This window comes from Mesorhizobium terrae, assembly GCF_008727715.1.
In the GTDB taxonomy this organism is placed as follows: domain Bacteria; phylum Pseudomonadota; class Alphaproteobacteria; order Rhizobiales; family Rhizobiaceae; genus Mesorhizobium; species Mesorhizobium terrae.
In genome coordinates this window covers 3874504-3896750 of sequence record NZ_CP044218.1, presented here as the reverse complement: position 1 = coordinate 3896750, position 22247 = coordinate 3874504, and the positions used below count along the sequence as shown (strand labels likewise).

The window sequence follows — 22247 nt, the reverse complement described above, 5'->3', positions numbered from 1 at the left end:
GCCCCTTACAAAGCAAAAGCCCGGCTGGTGCCGGGCTTTTGTATGATCGTTCGAAGGTTTGCTGCGGCCGAGTGACGGTCTCAGCTTCTCGGCTTCAAATTCTCCGGGTCGTAGAGCGGTTTGTAGCCGACCCCTGCCACCTCGACCGGATAGGTCTCTCCGAAATAGCCAACCTGAAGCTTGCGCCCCTCCTGCGCATAAGCGTGCGGCACGTAGGCGAGCGCGATGTTCTTGCCGATGGTCGGGCCGTAAGCGACCGAAGTGGTATAAGAGCGCCGGCCGAGCTCGTCGATCAGCACCTCACCGGTTTCCGGATCCATGACCGGCATCGAGCCGACTGGGTAGCGCTTGACGCCCTTGCCGTCGGTGTTGTCGGTCATGATGAGCGTGCAGAGCATGGCGGGCTGGTGGGCGCGCGCCTTGTACTCCAGATGCTTGGCCTTGCCGCGGAAGTCGGCTTCCTTGACCTTCGGACGGGCAAGGTCGGCCTCGATGAGGTTGTACTGGGTGAGAAGGTCCGCATTCTGCAGGCGCAGGCTCTTTTCCATGCGGCGCGAATTGGCGTAGGTCTCGACACCGAAGGCCATGACGCCGGTCGAGCGCAGGGCATCCCAGACGGCCAGGCCGTCCTCGTATTTCATGTGCAGTTCCCAGCCCTGCTCGCCGACATAGGAGATGCGGAAAGCTGTAACGTTCTTACCGGCGATCTCGATCTGCTTGATCGCGGCGAAGGCGAAGTTTTCCTGGTCGAGACCGGCGGGATCGGACACCACTTTCTTCAGGTTTTCGCGGGCGTTCGGTCCCCAGATGCCGATGGTGATGTATTTTTCCGACGTGTCGGTGATGGTAACGTCGAGACCGCGATCCTCAGCCACACGCTTCATGTAGTGGAAGTCGCGCGGGCCGGCATCGGCACCGTTCACCAGGCGGCAGCGGTCCGCCATGCGGAAGACGGTGAAGTCGGCGCGCACCATGCCCTCGTCGTCGAGGAAATGGGTGTAGATGCCCTTGCCGATATTGCTATCGCCGCCGATCTTGGCAGCACAGAGCCATTCCAAGAGCTCGACATGGTCGGGACCTTCGATATCCACCATGTGGAAGTGCGAGAGGTTGACGATGCCGCAATCCTCGCTCATCGCCAGATGCTCGGCGTTGGACACGCGCCAGAAATGGCGGCTGTCCCATTCGTTCTCGCGCACCGGAACGCGGTTGCCGTATTTTTCGAGCAGGTGCTCGTTGGCGGCATAGCCGTGGGCACGCTCCCAACCGCCAAGCTCCATGAAGTATCCACCGAGTTCCTTCTCGCGCTCGTAGAAGGGCGAACGCTTGACGTTGCGGCCGGTGGCGTAGGGCTCGCGGGTATGCACGGCCGGGAAATAGATCTTCTGGGCGGCCTCGAAAGTGCGGCCCTCGATGAATTTTTCTTCCAGCTGGTGCGGGTAGAAGCGCGAATAGTCGATCGAGTTGTGGTCGATCTCGGTGCGGCCGTCGGTCATCCAATCGGCGATCAGCTTGCCGTAACCGGGACCGTCCTTGACCCAGATAGCGACGCAGTACCAGAGGCCGCGCACCTTCTGGCTCTCGCCGCAGGACGGGCCGCCGGCGGCGGAAACCTGAAGCAGGCCGTTGAAGGAATGGCTTTCATTGTAGCCGATCTCGCCGAGGATCGGCGTCAGCTCCATGGCGCGCTCCAGCGGCACCATGATCTGTTCCATGTCGAGGTCGCGCTGCGACGGCGACAGACGTGCCTCGTGCTTTTCGAGGATCTCGCGCGGATGGCAGAGACGCGGATTGGTGGTCTCGTAATAGCCCCACTCGATCTGGCCGCCTTCGGTGGTCTTGGGGTCGCCGGTGTCGCGCATATAGGCGGAGTTGCCCTGGTCGCGCAGCAACGGGAAGCCGATCTCCTTGCCGGTGCCCTCGAACTCGTTGTACGGGCCGAAGAAGGTGAGCGGATGATCGACCGGCATAACAGGCAGGTCCTCGCCGACCATCTCGGCGATCAGGCGGCCCCATATACCGGCGCAGACGACGACATGGTCGGCCATGATCGTGCCGCGATGGGTGACGACGCCTTTGATGCGGCCCTTCTCGACGATCAGCGAGGTGGCCGGCGTGTTGCCGAAGACCTGGAGCTTTCCGGACTTCTCGGCGGCGTCGACCAGCTTGCCGGCAACCGTCTGCGAGCGCGGGATGACCAGGCCGGCGTCGGGATCAAACATGCCGCCCATCACCTGATCTTCCTCGATCAGCGGGAACATCGCCTTGATCTCGGACGGCGAAACATAGTGTGCGCGGGTACCGAAGGCCTTGGCGGAGGACAGCTTGCGCTTGATCTCTTCCATCCAGGTGTCGTCGCCGGTGCGAGCGACTTCGAGGCCGCCGATGCGGGCGTAGTGGCCCATCTTCTCGTAGAAATCGATCGAGTACTGGGTAGTCCAGACCGAAAGGTAGTCGTGGCTCGTCGTGTAGCAGAAGTCCGAGGCGTGCGCGGTCGAGCCGATGTCGGTCGGGATACCCGACTTGTCGATACCGACGATGTCGTCCCAGCCACGCTCGATCAGATGATGGGCAATCGACGCGCCCACGATACCGCCAAGCCCGATGATGACAACCTTCGCCTTTTTCGGAAACTCTGCCATTGCCCGCGACTCCGAGATGATATTGCGCGCACACTATAGGGCGGCGCCGGTCGATTGCAGCCTGTTTGCGACATTGCAAAAAAGCCGCGCGACGCCACCGCGCCAGTCCTTTTGGCTCCGCCGGCCGGGCCGGTTTAACGCTTGTTTTCGATTTTTCTTATAGACAGGCCGAATGAACCGGAATTCCTTCCCGGAGCGCCGCGGATACTGGAGATGAGCGTGGCCTTCGAACAGTCCTCCAAGACAAGCCCCCGGCCTTTCCTGTCGGTACTGACCGCGCCCGTCACCTTGCTGGTGCTGGCCCTGCTCGTCGTCCTCGTCTTACTTGCCCTGCCGGTCCACCTGCCGATCGGCCCGATGTATTGGGACGTCTTCATCTACTATGACGCCGCCAACCGCATCTTCGACGGCCAGGTACCGGTCCTCGACTTCTTCGTGCCGGTCGGCCCGCTCGGCTACTACCTGTTCGCCGGTTGGGTAGCGCTGTTTCCGGAAGGCCATCCCGTGTTTCTCGCGCACTGGTCGCTGCTTGCCATCACCGCGCCGGCGATGGCGGCCATCGTGTGGCATGTCGACAGGAGCTCGCGTTTCACCGCGTTCGCCTTGCTGATCCCCTTCCTGATCTTCGCGATTTTGCCCTTCAACACGCGCGAAATGTACACCTATCCGGGTTCCGACGGTTTCGGCATCTATAACCGCCAAGCTTGCCAGATGCTCTATGTACTGGTGGCGGCCTTCACCTTCGTGCGCGACAGGCGGCTTCTGGTCGGCCTGATCGCTGTCTGCATGGGCTCGCTGTTCTTTCTGAAGATCACCGGTTTTCTCGCGGCGGGCATGATCTGCGCCTACGCGCTCGTCGCTGGGCGTATCGCGCTACGCGATGCGCTGATCGCCGCGGTCGCCTTCATGGCGATCATCGCCGGGATGGAGGTGTCGTCGGGCCTCGTCGGTCGCTACATCCACGACATCCTGATCCTGATCGGCTTGAACAGCGGCTCGCTGCTGCCCCGCATTCTGCAAGCCTCTTCCTTGAGCTTCGGCATCGTCGGCTCCGCCGGAATACTGGTGTTCGTGCTGTTGTGGTCGGAATGGCGCAAGACCGCGTCCCAAGCCGTCGAGGGGACATCGGTTCTGGCCCGCGACAGCCTGTGGCTGGCAGTGGTGCTGATCGCCGGCATCCTCTACGAAACGCAGAACACCGGCAGCCAGGCCTTCATCTTCCTTTGGCCCGTGCTGCTCGCCATTCTCATGAAGACCCGAGGAATCGTCGAGCGGCCGGTTCTGGTGCTGACCATCACCTCGTTGGTCGCCGCCGCGGCTTTGCCGCCAGTGGTGCGCATCATCGAGCGCGCCGCGCGCACCTATCTCGGCGCGATCAAGAACGTGCCACTGGCCGAACGCAACCTGAAGAGCCTGGGTGCCGTCAACATGCGGCCCGACATAGAGGCGCGGACGGACCATATGCTCCATTTCTATCCCGAGCATCGTAAACTTTACGAAGATCTCGCCGGCATCTACGAACTGCCGACGCCCCTGCTCTACTCCGACTTCGACTTCCAGATCGGCTATCTGAGCGCTGTCGACACGGCGATCAGTTCGATCCGCGACATCGAAACCAAGGCCGGCATCCGTTTCGACACCATCATGTCGCTGAACTTCGTCAATCCGTTTCCCTGGCTGATGCAACGCTCCGCGCCGCTGCACGTGGCGATCGGCGCTGATCCGGGCCGCGCCGTGCCGCCGCCCGGTTTGGAGGAGGAACAGGCGGTCGCGGATACGGACCTGGTACTGTTGCCGACCTGCCCACCGACGGCGAACAACAGCATCCTCTACACGCTCTACATACCGGCGCTCACCAATCATCGCCGCATCAAGCTCGACGCCTGTTACGACGCTTTCATCCACCCGAAATTCGACACGGCGCTCGGACCCCGAAACGCCCCGGCCAGCTGACCTGCGGCGAAGCGTCTGTCGCATCCAGACCGGCTTTCGGTTTCCGGGATAAGCAGCGCACCTGCGTCGTTGGCGCCGCGACAAAGAAAAAGGCCGGGATCACTCCCGGCCTTTCACATTTCCCAACCTCCGTCGGACTGCGATCAGCGCATCTGGCTCTTCACGAAATCCTTCACGATGGCCACGATGCCGCGCGACAGAAGACTGTCGAAGGCCTCGATGAAACGGTCCACATGCTCGCACTGGCAGATCAGCGGCGGCTCGAGGCGGATGACATTGCGATTGTATTCGGTGAAGGCGACCAGCACGTCGTAATCGCGCAACAGTAGCGCGCCGACAAACCCAGACAGCGAACCCTTGAGCTTGTCGTCCAGCACGCTGACCACCGGGCGTAACACCATCGGCAAGGTCTGCGAGAAATCGTGGAACTCCAGGCCGACCATGAAGCCCTTGCCGCGCACATCCTTGATGATCTTCGGATACTTTTCCCGCAGCGCGGTGAGCCGCTCAAGAAGGTAGGCGCCGGTGTTGGCCGCGTTGTCGATCAGCCCTTCATCGTAGAGCACGTTGATGCCTTCGATGGCGGTCACGCAGGCCTCGCCCATGCCGCCAAAGGTGGCCATGGCGTGGATCATCGCCGTCTTCGGCGTGCCATAGGCCTTCATGTAGACGTCGCGTTTGGCGATCATGGCGCCGACCGCCGCCTTGCCCGCGCCGAGCGACTTCGCCAGCGCCGTCACATCGGGCACCACGCCATGGTGCTCGAAAGCATAGAAACGGCCGGAGCGGCCATAACCGCACTGCACTTCGTCGGCCACCCACAGCACGCCATACTGATCGCAGAGAGCTCTGAGCTTCTGCCAGTATTCAGTCGGCGCCTGGATAATGCCGCCGCCGCCCTGGATGGTCTCCAGCACGATGACGCCGATCTCCGGATCGGAGCGGAACAGCCGCTCGACGGCATCGATATCGCCGAACGGCACGCGAACCGTGTTGTCGACCACCTTGAAGTCGGCCCGGTAGAGCGACCCGTCGGTGATGGCCAAAACGCCCTTGGTCTTGCCGTGGAAGGAGTTCTCCGCATAGACGACCTTCGGCCGCTTCGGGCCGGCGGCGCGCTCGGCGAGCTTCACCGCCGCCTCCATCGCCTCCGAACCGGACGAGCCGAGGAAGACCATGTCGAGATCGCCCGGCGAACAGGCAGCGATGTTGTGGGCAAGGGCCGCTGCATATTGCGACATGAAGGCGATGGCGATCTCCTGCCGCTTCTCCTCCTGGAACTTCTTGCGCGCCTCGAGGATGCGCGGATGGTTGTGCCCAAAGGCCAGCGAGCCGAACCCGCCAAAGAAGTCGAGGATCTTGCGGCCGTTCTGGTCGACATAGAACATGCCTTCGGCGCGCTCGATCTTCACCTTGTGGAAGCCGAGCAGCTTCATGAAATGCAGCTGGCCGGGGTTGAGGTGTGCCTTGAACAGGTCGGTGATGCGGGCGACGTCCAGCGCCTTTGCCTGCTCGACGCTGATCAGCTCCGGCTTGCGCCTGGTGTTGCCAAGCGGCGCGGCTGCAACGGCGCGGGCATTATCCTGTTCTGGCTTGGTCATGACAGTCATCTCGAAATCCCCCTTGTCGGTGCCTGCCCGGCCGGTTGCGGCCAGGTCTTGCGGGCCAAATTCACTCGGCGGGCGCGTGTTTCACCGCCGTCGCGGCAGCGCCCTTCTTGGCCCGGTATTCGCGGTAGGCGGCGATCAGCATGTCCTCGTCGCGATATTGCGGCACCCAGCCGAGCTGGCGCTCGCCCTTGGACACGTCGAGCACGCAATCCTCATCGGCGATGAGATATTGCTCGGGATCCATGATCGGCATGTTGAGACGGTCGAGCAGGTCGAGCGTGCGTTTCACCGCCCAGCCAGGCGTCGGCAGCAGGATCGACTTCGACCCGGCATGGCGGATCAGGTCGCCCAGCAGCTTGCGCACCGGCGGCGGCTTGAGCGAACCGAGATTATAGGCCTCGTTGGGCACGCCAGCCTTCCAGGCCAGCCGTGCGGCTTCGGCACAATCGAACACCGAAATGAACTGGTATGGATTGCGGCCCGAGCCGATCATCGGCACCGGCAGGTTCCAGTCGATCAGCTTGAACAGTTTTTCCAGGATGCCGAGACGGCCGGGACCGATGATAAGGCGGGGCCGGAACAGCGAAATCGACATGCCGCGCTTGCGCCATTCGGCGGCAAGCTGCTCGGTCTCCCATTTCGACATGCCGTATTCGCCAAGCGGCGCGACCGGATGTTCCTCGGTCATCGGCTGGGTGACCGTGTGGCCATAGATCATGTCGGTGGTGAAATGCACGAGCTTTGGCGCACCGGCCTTGTCCATCGCCTCGATGATGTTGACGGTGCCGTGATAGTTCACCGGATAGAAGAAGTCGTGGCGTTTGGCGCGCACCTGGATCGGCGACAGCATCTTGGCCGAGAGATTGTAGACCATGTCGTCGGCCTTGATGCCGAGCGCGGCCACCGAGGCCGGGTCGGTCACGTCGCATTGGACATGGCGCACGGCGCGATAGTGCGGCAGGTCGCTCTTGACGATGTCCGCGACAACGACCTCTTCACCATCGGCGACAAGCTTGGGAGCAAGGTGGCGGCCGACGAAGCCGTCGCCGCCGATAATCACATGTCTCATCGAACGGTCCCGCTGATCTTGTCGGTGGAAAGGGAGGTGGTCTGGGTGGCCTTGCCGCCCTCGCCCGGCTCATGCCCCTGATCAGCCCCGCCGCTCTGGGCGATCAGCACGGTGCCGACGCAGATGAAGGCGATGCCGGCGATGCGCCAGGCGTTCAGGTCTTCCCGGAACACGAAATAGGCGAACACCGCGACCACGACATAGGCAAGGCTGAGAAACGGATAGGCGAAAGAGAGCTCGACTTTGGACAGCACATAGAGATGCGACGCCATCGAGATGACGAAGGTGCACAGGCCCAGGAACACCCAGGGGCTGAAGACAATCTGCAAAAGCTTGATGATCGGGTTGACGCCCTCGAATGAAATCGGCCCGAGCGACATCATGCCTTGCTTCAGCATGAGCTGCGCGGCGGCGTTGGTCATCACCGTGAATAATATGAAAGCAATGTATTTCATTTCACCCCCAATACCCGTCACCCGTCTAAGATAAAGCCGAAAAGAATTCGTGAAACGGCACCAGTAATTTTAGGCAAGTCTAATTTTATCTTTGTTTACCGACGACAGATCGGAATTCTGTCATTCCGCTGCTTCGGCCAGACCGCCGCGCTGCGGGCCGAGCCGGTATGCGGTGCGGGCCCAGAAACTCGACAGGAAGGCAGGATCGCGCACGGTTTCGAGCCGCCGCCAGTCCGGGAAAGACGCGGCGAAGGTTTCGGCGCTCATGCGCGCATCCTTGTATGGGTTGACCGCGCCGCCGGCCGCGACTGTGATGCGGTCGAGTTCGGCAAGCAGCGCCAATGTCTTGCCGCCCCGGTTAGGAAAATCGAGCGTCAGCGTGTAGCCAGGGCGCGGGAAGGACAGGATACCGGGCGAACGGATCGCGCCGAAACGCTTCAACACGGTCAGGAACGAGCCCTGCCCGGCCCGATGCGCCGCAGCAAGCAGCGCGGGTACGGCCTCTCGCGCGGCTTCGTCGGGGATGACGCTCTGATGCTGGAACAGACCCGCCGGGCCGTAGAGCCGGTTCCAGTCGCGCACGCCATCAAGCGGGAAGAAAAAGCCCTGATAACCGACCATATGCGGGCCGGAAGCCCTGCCCTTCTTCCAGCGGTAGGCGGCATTGAAAGCCTTCAGGAAAGGCCGGTTGAGCACGGTAAGCGGCGGCTGGAACGGCACGGAGAGCCGGCCGCCCGGCTTCTGCGCCGCATGCGAGCCGTGATCGGCATGGTTGCCGGCAAATAGCAGGCCACGGCCGAGATTGCGGCCGCCGGCAAGCTGGTCGATCCAGGCCACCGCATATTCGTTGGCCGCGTCGGCAGCCTCGGCAAGATCGAAATATTCCGCAAGGTTGCGGAACGGCGTCACCGTCTCGGTCACATCCAGCGACGGCACCCGCATCAGGCGGATCGATGCCGAGAGGATCAGCCCGGTCAACCCCATGCCGCCGATCGTCGCCCAGAACAGGCGCGTGTTCTGGGTTTCCGAGCAGGTATGGACGCGACCATCCGAACGCAGCAGCGCGAAGGATTCGACATGGCAGCCGAAGGTGCCGCGCCGATGATGATTCTTGCCATGCACATCGTTCGCGATGGCGCCACCCAGCGTGACGAACTGCGTGCCGGGCACCACAGGCGGGAAGAACCCGAATGGCGCCGCATAGGCGATGATGTCGGCCAGCATAACGCCCGCATCGGCCTCCAGCAGGCCGTTCTCGGCGTTGAAGGAACGGATCTTGCCCATCGGCCGCATATCGACCACCGTACCGGCGGCATTCTGGCAGCTGTCGCCATAGGAGCGACCATTGCCATAGGCGAGCAGCGAATCCGGCCGCGCCGTCCCACCTTTCAGAAGCGCGATGGCCTCCGAGGCAGTGATGGCCTTTACGGCCGGCGGGATCACCCGCCCAAAGCTTTGAAAACGGTTCATGCTCAATTCGGCCAAGCTCCGGCAACCAGCAGCGCAGCTCCGATCAGGACGACGACCTGGCTTCGCCAGTCACCCATGATGAAGACGACCGGATCGTCATGCATCTCGCCGCGGCGAGCGAGGATCCAGATGCGCATTGTCAGATAAAGAACGATCGGCGGCAGAGGCCAAATCATCCAAGGATGCGGATATAGCTCACGCATCTCGACACTGTCCATGTAGAGCGCCAGCACCAGCGCGGAGGAAAACGCCGAAGCAAGACCTGCCTGGGCGATGATGTCGTGATCCTCGGCACGATAGCCACGGCCGGCGATGCGCTCGCCCGGCGGCGGCGGCGCCGTACGCAGTTCGACGAAACGCTTCACCAGTGCCAGCGACAGAAAGAAGAAGATCGAAAATGCCAGCAGCCAGAACGAAACCTCGACACCGGTTGCCGCGGCACCGGCCAGCACGCGCACTGTATAAAGTCCGGCCAGCGTCAGAACGTCGATCAAAAGCATGCGCTTCAGGCTCAACGAATAGGCCAGCGTAATGATCATGTAGCCGACCAGGACAAAGGCGAACGCGACAGGCAGGAACAGGGCGGCGACGACACCGATGGTCACCAGAACGGCGATCGAAGCGAGGCCAAAGGGGATCGACAGCGTTCCGGCGGCAAACGGCCGTTTGCGCTTGGTGGAATGGCGACGGTCGAGCGCCAGATCGAAGAAGTCGTTGACTATGTAGATGGCGGAGGCGACCGCGCTGAACGCGATGAATGCGATGGCGGTCTGCCACAGCATGATCGGGTTGAAGTACTCCGCCGACAGCATCATCGGCACCGCGATCAGCCCGTTCTTGGCCCATTGATGCACACGCAGCATCTTGAGAACAGTCTTCAACGACCGCTCGGGGCCTCGCACCAGTTCGCCGCCATTTCTGGCCTGCCAGCGCGTCGCCGCGCGATCTGGTGCAACCACGATGGCGAGGCGCGCGGCATCGAAGACCTCGAGGTCATGGCGGCTGTTGCCGGCATAGTCGAAGCCGCCATCGCCATAGATCGCGACAAGCGCGGCACGTTTCCTGGCGGAGGTGAGATTGTCGACACCGTCGGTGGCGATGACCTTGTCGAAAATGCCGAGATGCGCAGCGATCGCTTCGGCGAACTTGCGCGGCGTGCCGGTTGCCAGCACCAGCTTGCGCCCGTCCGAGCGTTCGGCGTGCAGCCTGGACAGTAGCGGCTCGCGATAAGGCAGGCTGGCTGGGTCGATATCGACGCGGCTGGCGATTTCCTGCTTCAGCCTGGCAGGCCCGCTGGCGAGCCAGATCGGCACAAGGAAGAGATAGAGCGGGTTCTTCTTGAGAAGGATGAACAACCCCTCCCACAAGAGATCGGTCGCCAGCAGCGTGCCGTCGAGATCGACAGCAAGTGGCACTGCGTTCCTGTCAGACCGCGCATCCATGAAAGTGTTGCCCCGCCTACCCCATGACCGCCTGTTCGCGGTCCCGGATCGGATATAGTGGCGGGACACATTACCGGACGCTGAAAAAACCGCGAAAACAAGCGCCCACCACGCTGTTTTGCCAGTCATCGTTAAATGGAGCTTACCACAAAAAATAAAAGGCCGGACAGATGTCCGGCCTTGGTTCTCGACGGCAGTTCGTTCGCGGTTACTTCACCGTCGCGGCGCCGCCGGAAATCACGATCGTCTCCGAGCCGGTCAGCGCTTCCAGGTCGCCATTCGGCAAGGTGACGAAGCAGCCGTTCGGGCAGAACTGGACGGTCTCGCCGCCGGCGAGCGTCAACTCGCTCCGGCCACCGCCTTCCGTGACCACCAGCGTGCGGGTCTCGGCGTCCTTGTTGACCGCGCTCGCGGTATGGCCAACCCCGCTCGCGGCGAAAAGAGCTGCAGCGGCGATGAGGGACTTCCACATTGCAATTCCGGTGTTTCCACCGCCTCTGTTGCGTTACGCGAGACGTTTCAAGCCTTCGCGGAAAAGCTTATAGGACAAACAAGCTGAACCGCAACTGAATGCCTCATTCATGCCGCAATTGGCTTTGGAGAGGCGGAAAACTAGTTCGGATCGGGCCTGCGCGGCTTGCGCCGGCCTTTCGTGCGGTTGCGTTCCGCTTCCGCTTTCACCGCTTCCTTTTCAGCGTGCAACGCCTCGGTCTTGTCGTCGTCGACCGGCCACGGTTCGTGGTGGATATGGGGTTGTGCCTGCCGCGGAGCCGACGGAATCTCGATGCCTTCGCGGGTGAACGCCTCGATGACGGCGAAGCGGATATCGTTTTGCGCGCTGCCACCATTCATGATGTCGGCGAGGAAGATGCGGATTTCGAAGTCCAGCGCATTCGGACCGAAATTGACGAATTGCACGAACGGCTCCGGGTTCTTCAGCACCAGAGGATGGCCGCGCGCGATCTCCAGCAATATCTCGTGGACGCGGCGCACATCCGAGCCATAGGCGACACCGACCTTGATCTCGACGCGACCGAGCTTGTTGCGATGGGTCCAGTTGCCGACTGCGCTGTTGATGAGGTTGGAATTCGGCAGGATCACCGACTGGCGCTGGAAGGTCTCGATCTCGGTGGCGCGCACGCTGATCTTCTTGACCGTACCGCTGACATCGCCAGCGACAATCCAGTCGCCGACCTTGAACGGACGCTCGGCAAGGAGGATGAGGCCCGACACGAAATTGGAGACGACGTTCTGCAGGCCGAAACCAAGGCCGAGCGAGAGACCGCCGGCGATCAGCGCCAGGTTCGACAGATCTATCCCGGCGGCCGAGACACCGATCAGCGCCGCCAGCGCCATGCCGGCATAACCGACGATAAGGCGGATCGAATTGCGCACGCCGGTGTCGACACGCCCTCGCGCCATGACCGAATCGTCGAGCCACGCCTGGAACCAGCGTGTCACGAAATAACCGACGACGAAGACGACAATGCCGGTAAGGATGCCGGTGAATGAAATCGTTACCGAGCCGATTTTGACCCCGGTGGCCAGTCTGTAGGCCCAGGCCTGGATGTCACCTGGCTGGAAGCCCCACAACAACAGGATCAGCGGCAGGAACACCAGCACGATCAAGAGGTTGATGGCGATGCTGGTGGCGAGCCCGAACTGGTCGAGCGTGCCGTCTTCCAGATTGGTTTGGGCGGCAAACCAGCGGCCGACCGAGGATTCGGCGAAACCGCCCTCCGCGCCGATGGCCCGGGCCGACAGGAAGCCGATATAGGCGGTGATCAGGATCGTGCCGGTGACAACGATCTGGATCGACAGGAAGATCGCAAGGCCGATGAAGCCGAGCAGCGCGGCGATGATGGTGAACAGGCCAAGCGCATAGGCAAGATACCGGAGCCATACCGGCCACGGTCGCCATTCGCCGGTGTGAGTGCGGAAGGGCCGCACCAGCCCCATCAGGATCAGGATCAACCCGATGATGATCGTGGCGATGAAGCTGCGCCCGACCGTTAGCGACAGTGGCGAACCCATCTGCTCGTTGACGACGGAGAGGAAACTGTTGATGCCAAGCACCACCGCCATGGCCGTCGAAAGGCGAACCAGCCAGCGGGCCGGACCGGACTCCACCGGAATCAGCCGCCACTTGGGCATGCGCGGCGACAGCGCCGCATTGGTCAGCCGGTTGACGCAGAATGCCACGCCGATAGCCGACATCAGCGCGCGCAGGAACACGCCGATGTCGCCGCGCAGCACGCCATAGTAGTCGAAGAAGAAATAGGTCGAGAAGAAGAAGACGCCGAGTGCCAATGTCGGCAGAAGGGTCGACCAGAACGCCAGCGAGAGCCTGGAAAGATAGGAGGGCTCCTCGATGTTCGAATTGAACTCGAACACCCGTCCGTACAGACGCCGCCCGCCAATCAGCAACACGGCCGCCGCCACCAGCGCCATGATCGTCGCCACCAAGGCCGCCTGATACTTGAACTTCAGGACAAAGCCGAACCAGGACGACACGGCTGCGTAGAGATTGGTGAATTCGGAATTGGCGTCCGAAACCAGTTCGCTGCTGACCACCTTGTCCAGCGCGTAACGCTTGGTCAGAAGATTGCGGAACAGCTTCGAACGCAGCGTCGAGATGTTGTCGACCATCGTCGTGATGCGCAACGAAAGCGTCTGCGCGCCCGCGATCACCGCATTGATCTCGGCCTTTTCGTTGTTCAGCGCCTTGCGCTCATTGGCAACGATTTCCGGCTCGGCCGGCTGGCCCTGCGCCGGCGGCGGGCCCAACTGGTCAAGCTTGCTGCCGATCTCGGTGAGACGCGGGCGAAACACGGTCGCCGTATTCAGCGCCTGTCGGGCGAGGTCTTCGAGTTGCAGGCGGATGTCGACAAGCGCGCCATCGTCGTCGGAATTCTGCTCGATCTGCTTGGCGAGACCATCGGTCTTGGTCACCAGCGACTTCAACGCCTTCTGCTGCTCGACGACCAGACCGCCCGGCGGCGGCGCGGGTGCAGCCTGAGCTGGAGCGGCAGGCGCCGCCTGGGCAGGCGTTGCCGGGCCCGGCTGCGATGCGGGGGCCGCCTGCGCCGGCTGGACATTCGCGGCCGGCGGTGTGGCCTGTTGTGTCACCGGCTGCTGCTGAGCGGGGGCCGCTTGCGGGGCCGGCACAGCCTTGGGCGGGCTATCGTTCAGCGCCGGAATCTCGGCCTGCGCCAACGCGGCGACCGATGTCGCGACGGTCAGGAAGACAATCAGGAAAAGGCGTACGAATCGAAAAAGCATAAGTCGGCAACCCGCGAAGCAGCGTTCAAGGCTGCGAAATCTCGCCCTTGATAGAGACGGCAATGGGGCGGGGCAAGCATGACCGGCATTTCAACCGGAGTCGGCCAGTCGAAAAGCCATGGCGCAATCTTGGCTTTGGCCGTGCGCCCTGCTCTATAGTCTACTGCAAAATAGGGTGCCCGAATCCGCGCGCGGTTTGGGGGTGGAGTTGGTATGGCGGAATATTCGGCTTTCTCGCTGCTGCGCAATGCGCTGTCTGGCAACAAGGACTGGAAGCCGGCCTGGCGCAAGCCGGAACCCAAGGCCTCTTATGATGTCATTATCATCGGCGGCGGCGGCCACGGCCTGTCGACAGCCTACTATCTGGCCAAGGAACACGGCATCACCAACGTCGCCGTGGTCGAAAAAGGCTATCTCGGCTCCGGCAATGTCGGGCGTAACACCACGGCCGTGCGCTCCAACTACCTGCTGCCGCAGAACACGCGTTTCTACGAACATTCGATGAAGCTGTGGGAGAACCTCTCCCACGACCTCAACTACAACGTCATGTTCTCGCAGCGCGGCGTGCTCAACCTTGCCCATACGCCAGCGCAGTTCGACGACCTCGCCCGCAAGGGCAACGCCATGCGCCATCTCGACGTCGATGCCGAACTGATGTCGGTGGCCGAGATCAAGCGGCTGATGCCAGCGATCGACATATCGGCAAACGCCCGCTTCCCCATCGTCGGCGGCCTGATGCAGCCGCGCGCCGGCACCGCCCGCCATGACGCGGTCGCCTGGGGTTATGCGCGCGGCGCCGACCGGCGCGGTGTCGATATCCTCGAGAACTGTGAAGTCACTGGTTTCCTGCGCGACGGCGACCGCATCACCGGTGTTGTCACCACGCGCGGCGAAATCCGCGCCAAGAAAGTCGCGGTCACAGCCGCCGGCAGCACCGGCCGCGTCATGCAGCTGGCCGGCATCGACAGGCTGCCGATCGAAAGCCATGTGCTGCAGGCCTTTGTCTCCGAATCGCTCAAGCCGTTCATCGATACGGTCGTCACCTTCGGCATGGGCCATTTCTACATGGGCCAGTCCGACAAGGGCGGCCTGATTTATGGCGGCGACCTCGACGGCTACAATTCCTACGCCCAGCGCGGCAACCTGCCGATCGTCGAAGAGGTGATGTCGGAAATGCTGGCGCTGTTCCCGAGCCTCGCCAGCGCGCGCATGCTGCGCTCCTGGGCCGGCGTCTGCGACATGTCGATGGACGGTACGCCGATCATCACCACGGGGCCCCTGCCAGGCATGTATCTCAACTGCGGCTGGTGTTACGGCGGCTTCAAGGCCACGCCTGCGTCCGGCTTCTGCTTCGCCCACACCATCGCACGCGACGAACCGCACGAACTCAACGCCGCCTTCACCCTCGACCGCTTCCATCGCGGCATTCTCATCGACGAGAAGGGTCAAGGCGCCACGCCGCGACTGCATTAGAGGCCGCCAGGAAAAACCATGCTTCTCACTTGCCCCTATTGCGGCCCGCGCGACGTGTCCGAATTCACCTATCAAGGCGATGGCAACCGCCAGCGCCCCGCCCCCAATTCGCAGGACATGCAGGCCTGGAATGAATATGTCTACGACCGGCTGAACCCGGCCGGCGACCACAACGAGATATGGCAGCATTCCGGCGGCTGCCGCAGCCATATCCGCGTGGTGCGCAACACGCTGACCCATAATGTCTCCAGCGCCGTGCCGGTGCGTGGCGACGCCCATCATCGTTCGACCGAACGGCGCAAGTCGGGAGCCAAGGCATGAGCCCGCGCCGCACCACGGCCGGCGGCCAGATCGACAGGCTGAAAACCGTCCGCTTCACCTTCGATGGGGCCCCCTTTACCGGCCATGCCGGCGACACACTGGCCTCGGCCCTGCTCGCCAACGGCGTCTCGCTGATGGGGCGGTCCTTCAAATACCACCGGCCGCGCGGTGTGCTGAGTGCCGGCGTGGACGAGCCGAACGCGCTGGTGACCGTGCTGCGCGGAGCCGCGCGCGAACCCAACATTCCGGCGACCGCCATCGAGATCCATGACGGCCTGCGCGCCGAAAGCCAGAACCGCTTCCCGTCGCTCAATTGGGATGTCGGCGCGCTCAACCAGCTGGCCGGCAAGGTGCTCGGCGCCGGCTTCTACTACAAGACCTTCATGGGTCCGGTGGTCGGGCCGCTGAAGGGCACCCGCTTCTGGATGTTCTGCGAGCATTTCATTCGCCGCGCCGCTGGCCTCGGCCGCGCCGGCACGGTCGCCGACGACACCCGCTACGAACGCATGAACGCCTTCTGCGACGTGCTGGTGGTCGGTTCCGGCCCCGCCGGCCTGATGGCCGCCAAGGCGGCCGCCGACCGTGGCGCGCGTGTCATTCTGGCCGAACTCGATCCCCGCTTCGGCGGTTCCGCCAACTGGTCCGGGGAGACAATCGACGGCACCCGCGCTGCCGACTGGGCCAACGACATTGTGAACGGCCTCAAGGGCCGCAACAATGTGCGACTGCTGCCGCGCACCACCGTCTGGGGTTATTACGACGGCAATACCATGGCCGCGCTGGAACGCGTGTCCGACCACAAGGAAACGGCGGCGCGCGGTGAGCCGCGTCACCGCCATTGGACCATCCGGGCCAAGTCGGTCGTTCTGGCGACCGGCGCGCTGGAGCGGCCGCTGGTCTTCCCAGGCAACGACCGGCCGGGCGTCATGCTGGCCAGTGCGGCACAGCGCTACGCCAATCAGTTCGGCGTGTTGCCGGGCGAAAAGATAGCGCTATTCACCAACAACGACACGGCCTACGCGGCCGCTGCCGCGCTCGGCAAGGCCGGCGCGAACGTGACCGCGATCATCGACGTGCGCTCCGGCATTTCGGACGAGGCACGCGGGCTGGCCGCTTCTTGCGGCGCGGAAGTGCTGGCCGGGCACGCGGTCGTCGCCACCGAAGGCGGGCGCGCGCTGACCGACATCAAGATCCAGCGCTTCGACCAGGCAAGCGGTACGGTGACCGGCGATGCGCGCAGCATCCATGTCGACGGCCTGCTGATGTCCGGCGGCTGGTCGCCCGTTCTCCATCTCGCCAGCCAGGCCGGCGCGAAACCCGAATGGGATGACAGGCTGCAAGCCTTCCTGCCGCCCAAGCCGACACAGAACTGGGCAGGCGCCGGCGCTTGTACCGGCCGCTTCGCGACGGCGGAAGCGATTGTCGAAGGCCATCTGACCGGTCTTGCCGCCGCGGGCGCGGCGGCATCGGCCATCGAGGTACCGGCCGTCGAGCCGTCGTCCGTCGCTCCGCAGCCGGCGCCGGTTTTCGAGATCAAGGCCGAGGGCAAGAGCTTCGTTGACTTCCAGCATGACGTGACCGCCGATGACGTGCGCCTGGCGCATCGCGAAGGCTTCATCTCGGTCGAGCACCTCAAGCGCTACACCACGCTCGGCATGGCGACCGACCAGGGCAAGAGTTCGAACGTGCCGGGCCTCGCCATCATGGCCGAGACACTGGGCAAACCGATCCCGGAAGTCGGCACGACGCGCTTCCGTCCGCCTTACACCGCGGTCTCGATCGGTTCGCTGGCGGCCGAGCGATATGGCGACCTGAGGCCCGAGCGGCTGACGCCGATGCACGACTGGCACCTCGCCCACGGCGCGACCATGTATTCCGCCGGCCTCTGGTTCCGGCCGATGATCTATGGTCTGGCCGGCGAGACGGTCGAACAGGCCTATGTGCGCGAGGCCAAGGCCGTGCGCGAAACGGCCGGCATCGTCGATGTCTCGACGCTGGGCAAGATCGCCGTCCAGGGACCGGACGCCGCCGAGCTCCTCGACCGGGTCTACACCAACATCTTTTCTACTCTGCCGGTCGGCAAGGCCCGCTACGGGCTGATGCTGCGTGATGATGGTGTCGCCTTCGACGACGGCACCACCTGGCGCCTCGGCGACGACAATTTCCTGATGACCACCACCACGGCCAATGCCGGCAAGGTGATGCAGCATCTGGAATATTTCCTCGACGTGGTCTGGCCGGATCTTAAGGTCACCGTCACCTCCGTCACCGACGAATGGGCGGGCGCGGCGATCGGCGGACCAAAGGCGCGCGACATTCTCGCCGCCTGCGTCAAGGGTACGGCGGTGGACAACGCCGCCCTGCCCTTCATGGGCATCGTCCATGGCGAGATCGCCGATGTTCCGGTGATGATCTGCCGCCTCTCCTTCTCCGGCGAGATGGCCTTCGAGGTCTATTGCGGCGCCGGCCACGGCACTCACGTCTGGGAAGCGCTGATCGAGGCCGGCAAGCCTTTCGGCCTCGTCTCCTACGGGCTCGAGGCACTGGGCACGCTGCGCATCGAAAAAGGCCATGTCACCGGTGCCGAGATCGACGGCCGCACCACCGCACGCGACCTGCATCTCGGCTGGATGCTGTCGAAGAAGAAACCCTTCATCGGCTCCGCCACGATGGAACGCGAGGGTCTGGTTGCCGCCGACAGGCTGCAGCTTGTCGGCATCGTCGCGCTAGACAACCGACCGCTCAATGGCGGCGGCCACATCGTGGAAGCACTGGACGAAAACAACCCGCACGGCTCGATCGGCCATATCACCGCCTGCTGTTACGCACCGGCGCTCGGCAAATACATCGCCCTGGCGCTCGTCCAGGGCGGCAAGAGCCGCCATGGCATGCGCGCCTTCGTCTCCGACCCGCTGCGCAAGCGGTTCGGACCGGTCGAGATCGTCAGCCACCACTTCTTCGACCCGGAAGGGAGCCGCATGCATGGTTGAGCGCCTTTCACCGCTGGAACCGGCCTATCGACTGGGTTCGCACGGCCGTTTCGAGGATGGCGTCGGCGTCATCCTTTCCGAGACGCGGCCGGGCTCCATCGTGCAGATAGCCGCCTGGCCGGGCGAGGAACGGCAAGCCATCGCCGCCATCCGCAAGGTGACCGGCCTCGCCTTGCCGGATGGCGCCGGCGGCGGTGTCGTCAACGGCGCCAAGGCGGTCTTCGGCTTTGCGCCGGGCAAATTTACCGTGGTTGACGAGGAAGAAGGCCTCGCCGCCGCTTTCGCCAAGGCGATGACCCCGGCGATCGGCACCGTGACCGATCTGTCGCATGGCCGCACCGCCATCCGCATCGAAGGCCCCGAGGCCGAATGGGTGCTGGCAAAATTCTTCGCGCTCGATTTCGCCTTGCCAGCCTTCCCGGTCGGCGCGGCGCGCTCGACCACCCATCACGACATCTTCGCCCAGATCCAGCGGACTGGCGGCGACAGGTTCGACCTCTATGTCTTCCGCTCCTTCGCGCGCTCCTTCTGGAAAGCGCTCGGCCATGCGGCCGAGGAAGTCGGTTACGAGGTAGCCTGAACCGACCGTCGAAGGGGAGGCACGTGATGGAATTCATCAATTCACCGGCCGCCAAGGCCGCCAGGCTGCCTTTCAGCCAGGCCGTGCGCGTCGGCGACGTGCTTTATCTGTCGGGCGCGCTCGGCAATGTGCCGGGCAAGCTGGAACTGGTGCCGGGCGGTATCGAGGCCGAAACACGCCAGACGATGGCGAACATCGAGACCGTGCTCAAGGAAAACGGCCTCACCTTCGCCGACATCTTCAAATGCACGGTCATGCTGGCCGACATGTCGCAATGGGCTGCCTTCAACCGGGTCTATCTCGAATATTTCGACCCGGACAGGCTTCCGGCGCGCTCGGCCTTCGGTGCCAACGGTCTCGCGCTCGGCGCTCGGCTCGAACTTGAATGCATGGCCCATATGCCGCGGCGATAGCCTTAAAACCGCCTCGGACGACCCTAAACTGGCCTTACGAAGAGCCGGTCCTGCTGCTTGAGGCAAATGGGGGCTGGCTCGATAGTCGCCCGAGAGAATCGATGGTTTCGGCCGCCGTCGATTGACTGAAAACGGCCGATACGTCGACTTCTTTTACCCATGGATGCACAGCCTTCCGCGACCGCAACCGGCCGCGTCGCCCCACCGGACAGCGTCTCGTCGCTCATTCCGGTCACTGTTGCCTGTGGCGTCTTCATGACCAGCCTCGACCAGAATGTCGTGGTCACCGCCCTTCCCGGTATTGGCGAAACGCTGGCCCGGCCGCCAAGCCAGCTCGGCCTTCTGGTCACCGCCTATGTCGCCAGTCTGATCATCATGATGCCGGTGGGGGCATGGGCGGCCGACCGCTTTGGGCTGCGCAATGCCTATTGCTTCGCCCTCGTCATTTTTGGCGTGGCCTCCGCGCTGTGCGGCATCGCCAACGAAATGTGGACGCTGGTCGGCGCGCGCGCCTTGCAGGGTTTTGGCGGCGCGCTGATGGGTACGCTCGGCCAGATCGTCGTGCTGCAGAGCTTTCCGCGCAACCGCACGCTGAAGATCAACATGTATATCTCGCTGGCCGGTCAGTCGGGGCCCTTGGTCGGACCGCTCGTCGGCGGCGCGCTCACCACCTACATTTCCTGGCGCTGGATCTTCTTCATCAACGTGCCACTGGCGCTCGCCGCGCTGGTGCTGGCGGCTGCCTTGTTCCCGGCATCCCGGAAACCGATCCGAACGCCATTCGATTTCCCCGGCTTCATGCTGGTGGGAGCCGGCATGGTGCTTCTGGTGCTCGGCATGGATTCGCTTGCCGCCAAGGATATGGCGGCCGGTCTGATCGCCGGGCAAGTCCTGCTCGCCGTCGCACTGCTCGGCCTCGCCATCTTCTATCTGCTGCGGGCGCGCAACCCGGTACTCGACCTGAGACTGCTGCGCATCCGCACCTTCCGCATCTCGTTCCTCACCGGTGGCGGCCTCGACACGATCGGCCTGAGCTCGGTCGTGTTCCTCCTGCCGCTGATGTTCCAGCTCGGCTTCGGCATGAGCGCGGTGCAGGCCGGTTCCCTGACCTTCATCGCTGCCGTCGGCTCGCTGCTGACCCGCTTCGTCATGCCGGCCGTGTTGAAGCGTTTCGGCTTCCGCCGCGTGCTGGTCTTCAACACGCCGATCGTGGCGGCACTGGTCGCCGGCTTCGCGCTGATCCAGGTCACGACGCCAGTGTGGATCGTGCTCGCCTATATCTTCATCTTCGGCGTGTTCCGCTCGGCGCAATGGGCATCGACCGGCAATCTCTCCTATGCCGACATCGAGCCCGAACAGCTCGCCCGTTTCAGCGCGCTCTATTACATCCTGTGGCAGCTTGCCGTGGCAATCAGCGTCGGCGCGGCCGCCGCCTTGCTGTCATTGCTGGCCGGCAGCGAAGGCCACGCCTCGGTGAATGATTTCCGCGTGCTTTTCGTCATCGAAGGCCTGGTGACACTGTGCGCCCTGCTCGCCTACCGCCATCTGACGCCGAAAGACGGCGCCCATGTCAGCGGGCATGGGTCGGTGAGTAATGAGTAGGCAGTCGGCAGTCGGCAGTCGGCAGTCGGAAAATCTCAGAACTTAGACAGTGCAAGAACTGTCGCCGAAACACACAGCTGCCGACTGCCTATTGCCGACTGCCTCACTCCACGAACTTCACCCACTCCTCGAGCGGGGCGCGGTCGGTGCGGAAGGTGCTTTCGGGCTTGGACGTGTCCTCATGACCAAGCGCCATGCCGCAGACGACGATCTCCTCCTCGGAGATGTCGAGCACCGGCCGGATCTGCCGGTGGTAAGGCGCGAAGGCCGCCTGCGGGCAGGTGTGCAATCCCCTCGCCCGCGCTGCGATCATGATGTTCTCCAGGAACATGCCGTAGTCGATCCAGGAACCCTGGTTCAACCGCCGGTCGATGGTGAAGATCATGCCGACCGGCGCGTCGAAGAAGACGAAGTTGCGGTCGTGCTGGGCGCGCATCTTGTCGACCTCGCGCCGACCGATGCCGAGCACACCATAGAGGCCGAAGCCGTTGGCGCGGCGTCGCGTCAGGTAAGGCTCGAAGAACTGGTCGGGATAATAGCGATATTCGTCCCATTCCGCCTTTTCGGCGCGAATGCCTGAATTGAGGATCGCGTCGCTCAGCCGCTGCTTCACGTCGCCCTTGGCGACATAGACCTTCCACGGCTGCATATTGGTGCCTGAGGGCGCGCGCGAGGCCACCGACAGGATGTCGCGGACGACCGCATCGTCGACAGGGTCGGGCAGGAAAGCGCGCACGGACCGGCGCGAAACGATCGCCTCGTCCACGAGCGCGGTTTCGTCCAACTTCGGGGTTCTGCTTTCCGGTGCCAGCATGGCAATCTCTTCGACGCAGGATTTCGGCGGCGCGTCCCCCAATTCCACGCCGCTTGTTTGCGGTGCCTTTGCATGAACCGCAAAAATACCGCAAGCAATTTTGTCTGGACCATGAGATCACCCTTGATCTT

16 protein-coding genes are annotated in these 22247 nt (G+C 63.3%); 7 read left to right on the top strand and 9 right to left on the bottom strand.

Annotated elements, in window-relative coordinates:
• Positions 1-80: 80 nt before the first annotated feature.
• Positions 81-2642 carry a GcvT family protein gene (locus FZF13_RS19980; RefSeq protein ID WP_024926808.1) on the bottom strand — a complete coding sequence of 854 codons (2562 nt, stop codon included), beginning with the start codon at positions 2640-2642 and terminating at the stop codon, positions 81-83.
• Between the two features lie 213 nt (positions 2643-2855).
• On the opposite strand from FZF13_RS19980, the gene FZF13_RS19975 reads away from it, so the two are divergent.
• Entirely contained in the window at positions 2856-4595 is a 1740-nt protein-coding gene (locus FZF13_RS19975) for a hypothetical protein (protein ID WP_024926807.1), read from the top strand.
• Positions 4596-4738: 143 nt separating this feature from the next.
• Here FZF13_RS19975 and FZF13_RS19970 read toward each other — a convergent pair whose 3' ends face one another.
• The 7 genes from FZF13_RS19970 to FZF13_RS19940 all read right to left on the bottom strand — a co-directional run bounded on the left by FZF13_RS19970 (position 4739) and on the right by FZF13_RS19940 (position 13923).
• A complete protein-coding gene (locus tag FZF13_RS19970) occupies positions 4739-6196 on the bottom strand; it encodes an aspartate aminotransferase family protein (RefSeq protein WP_373426367.1) in 1458 nt (485 codons plus the stop codon).
• 70 nt (positions 6197-6266) lie between these two features.
• A complete protein-coding gene (locus tag FZF13_RS19965; protein ID WP_024926805.1) occupies positions 6267-7274 on the bottom strand; it encodes an NAD-dependent epimerase/dehydratase family protein in 1008 nt (335 codons plus the stop codon).
• Positions 7271-7729 carry an EamA family transporter gene (locus FZF13_RS19960; protein WP_024926804.1) on the bottom strand — a complete coding sequence of 153 codons (459 nt, stop codon included), beginning with the start codon at positions 7727-7729 and terminating at the stop codon, positions 7271-7273. Before FZF13_RS19960 ends, FZF13_RS19965 begins: the two co-directional genes overlap by 4 nt.
• A gap of 120 nt (positions 7730-7849) precedes the next feature.
• Positions 7850-9199, bottom strand: coding sequence for an FAD-binding oxidoreductase (locus FZF13_RS19955; RefSeq protein WP_036254707.1), 1350 nt, complete (start codon positions 9197-9199; stop codon positions 7850-7852).
• Between the two features lie 2 nt (positions 9200-9201).
• The gene (locus FZF13_RS19950; RefSeq protein ID WP_024926802.1) at positions 9202-10641 is read right to left on the bottom strand and encodes a UbiA family prenyltransferase; all 1440 of its coding nucleotides are present in this window, start codon (positions 10639-10641) and stop codon (positions 9202-9204) included.
• 208 nt (positions 10642-10849) lie between these two features.
• Entirely contained in the window at positions 10850-11113 is a 264-nt protein-coding gene (locus FZF13_RS19945; protein WP_024926801.1) for a hypothetical protein, read from the bottom strand.
• A 140-nt stretch (positions 11114-11253) separates the two neighbouring features.
• Positions 11254-13923, bottom strand: a complete 2670-nt coding sequence (locus tag FZF13_RS19940; RefSeq protein WP_024926800.1) for a mechanosensitive ion channel family protein — start codon at positions 13921-13923, stop codon at positions 11254-11256.
• A gap of 213 nt (positions 13924-14136) precedes the next feature.
• On the opposite strand from FZF13_RS19940, the gene FZF13_RS19935 reads away from it, so the two are divergent.
• The 6 genes from FZF13_RS19935 (at position 14137) to FZF13_RS19910 (ending at position 21302) form a co-directional block, all read left to right on the top strand.
• Positions 14137-15396 (top strand): sarcosine oxidase subunit beta family protein, encoded by a 1260-nt coding sequence (locus tag FZF13_RS19935; protein ID WP_024926799.1) that lies wholly within the window; start codon positions 14137-14139, stop codon positions 15394-15396.
• 18 nt (positions 15397-15414) lie between these two features.
• A complete protein-coding gene (locus FZF13_RS19930) occupies positions 15415-15717 on the top strand; it encodes a sarcosine oxidase subunit delta family protein (protein WP_024926798.1) in 303 nt (100 codons plus the stop codon).
• Positions 15714-18707, top strand: coding sequence for a sarcosine oxidase subunit alpha family protein (locus tag FZF13_RS19925; protein WP_024926797.1), 2994 nt, complete (start codon positions 15714-15716; stop codon positions 18705-18707). The genes FZF13_RS19930 and FZF13_RS19925 overlap by 4 nt, the downstream gene beginning before the upstream one ends.
• Entirely contained in the window at positions 18700-19287 is a 588-nt protein-coding gene (gene soxG / locus FZF13_RS19920; RefSeq protein WP_024926796.1) for a sarcosine oxidase subunit gamma family protein, read from the top strand. The genes FZF13_RS19925 and soxG overlap by 8 nt, the downstream gene beginning before the upstream one ends.
• A gap of 26 nt (positions 19288-19313) precedes the next feature.
• Positions 19314-19700 carry a RidA family protein gene (locus tag FZF13_RS19915; protein WP_024926795.1) on the top strand — a complete coding sequence of 129 codons (387 nt, stop codon included), beginning with the start codon at positions 19314-19316 and terminating at the stop codon, positions 19698-19700.
• 159 nt (positions 19701-19859) lie between these two features.
• On the top strand, positions 19860-21302 hold the full coding sequence (locus tag FZF13_RS19910) for an MFS transporter (RefSeq protein WP_024926794.1): 1443 nt from the start codon (positions 19860-19862) through the stop codon (positions 21300-21302).
• Positions 21303-21405: 103 nt separating this feature from the next.
• Here the strand turns inward: FZF13_RS19910 and FZF13_RS19905 are convergent, their stop codons facing one another.
• Positions 21406-22116 carry a nitroreductase gene (locus tag FZF13_RS19905; RefSeq protein WP_024926793.1) on the bottom strand — a complete coding sequence of 237 codons (711 nt, stop codon included), beginning with the start codon at positions 22114-22116 and terminating at the stop codon, positions 21406-21408.
• Between the last annotated feature and the right edge of the window lie 131 nt (positions 22117-22247).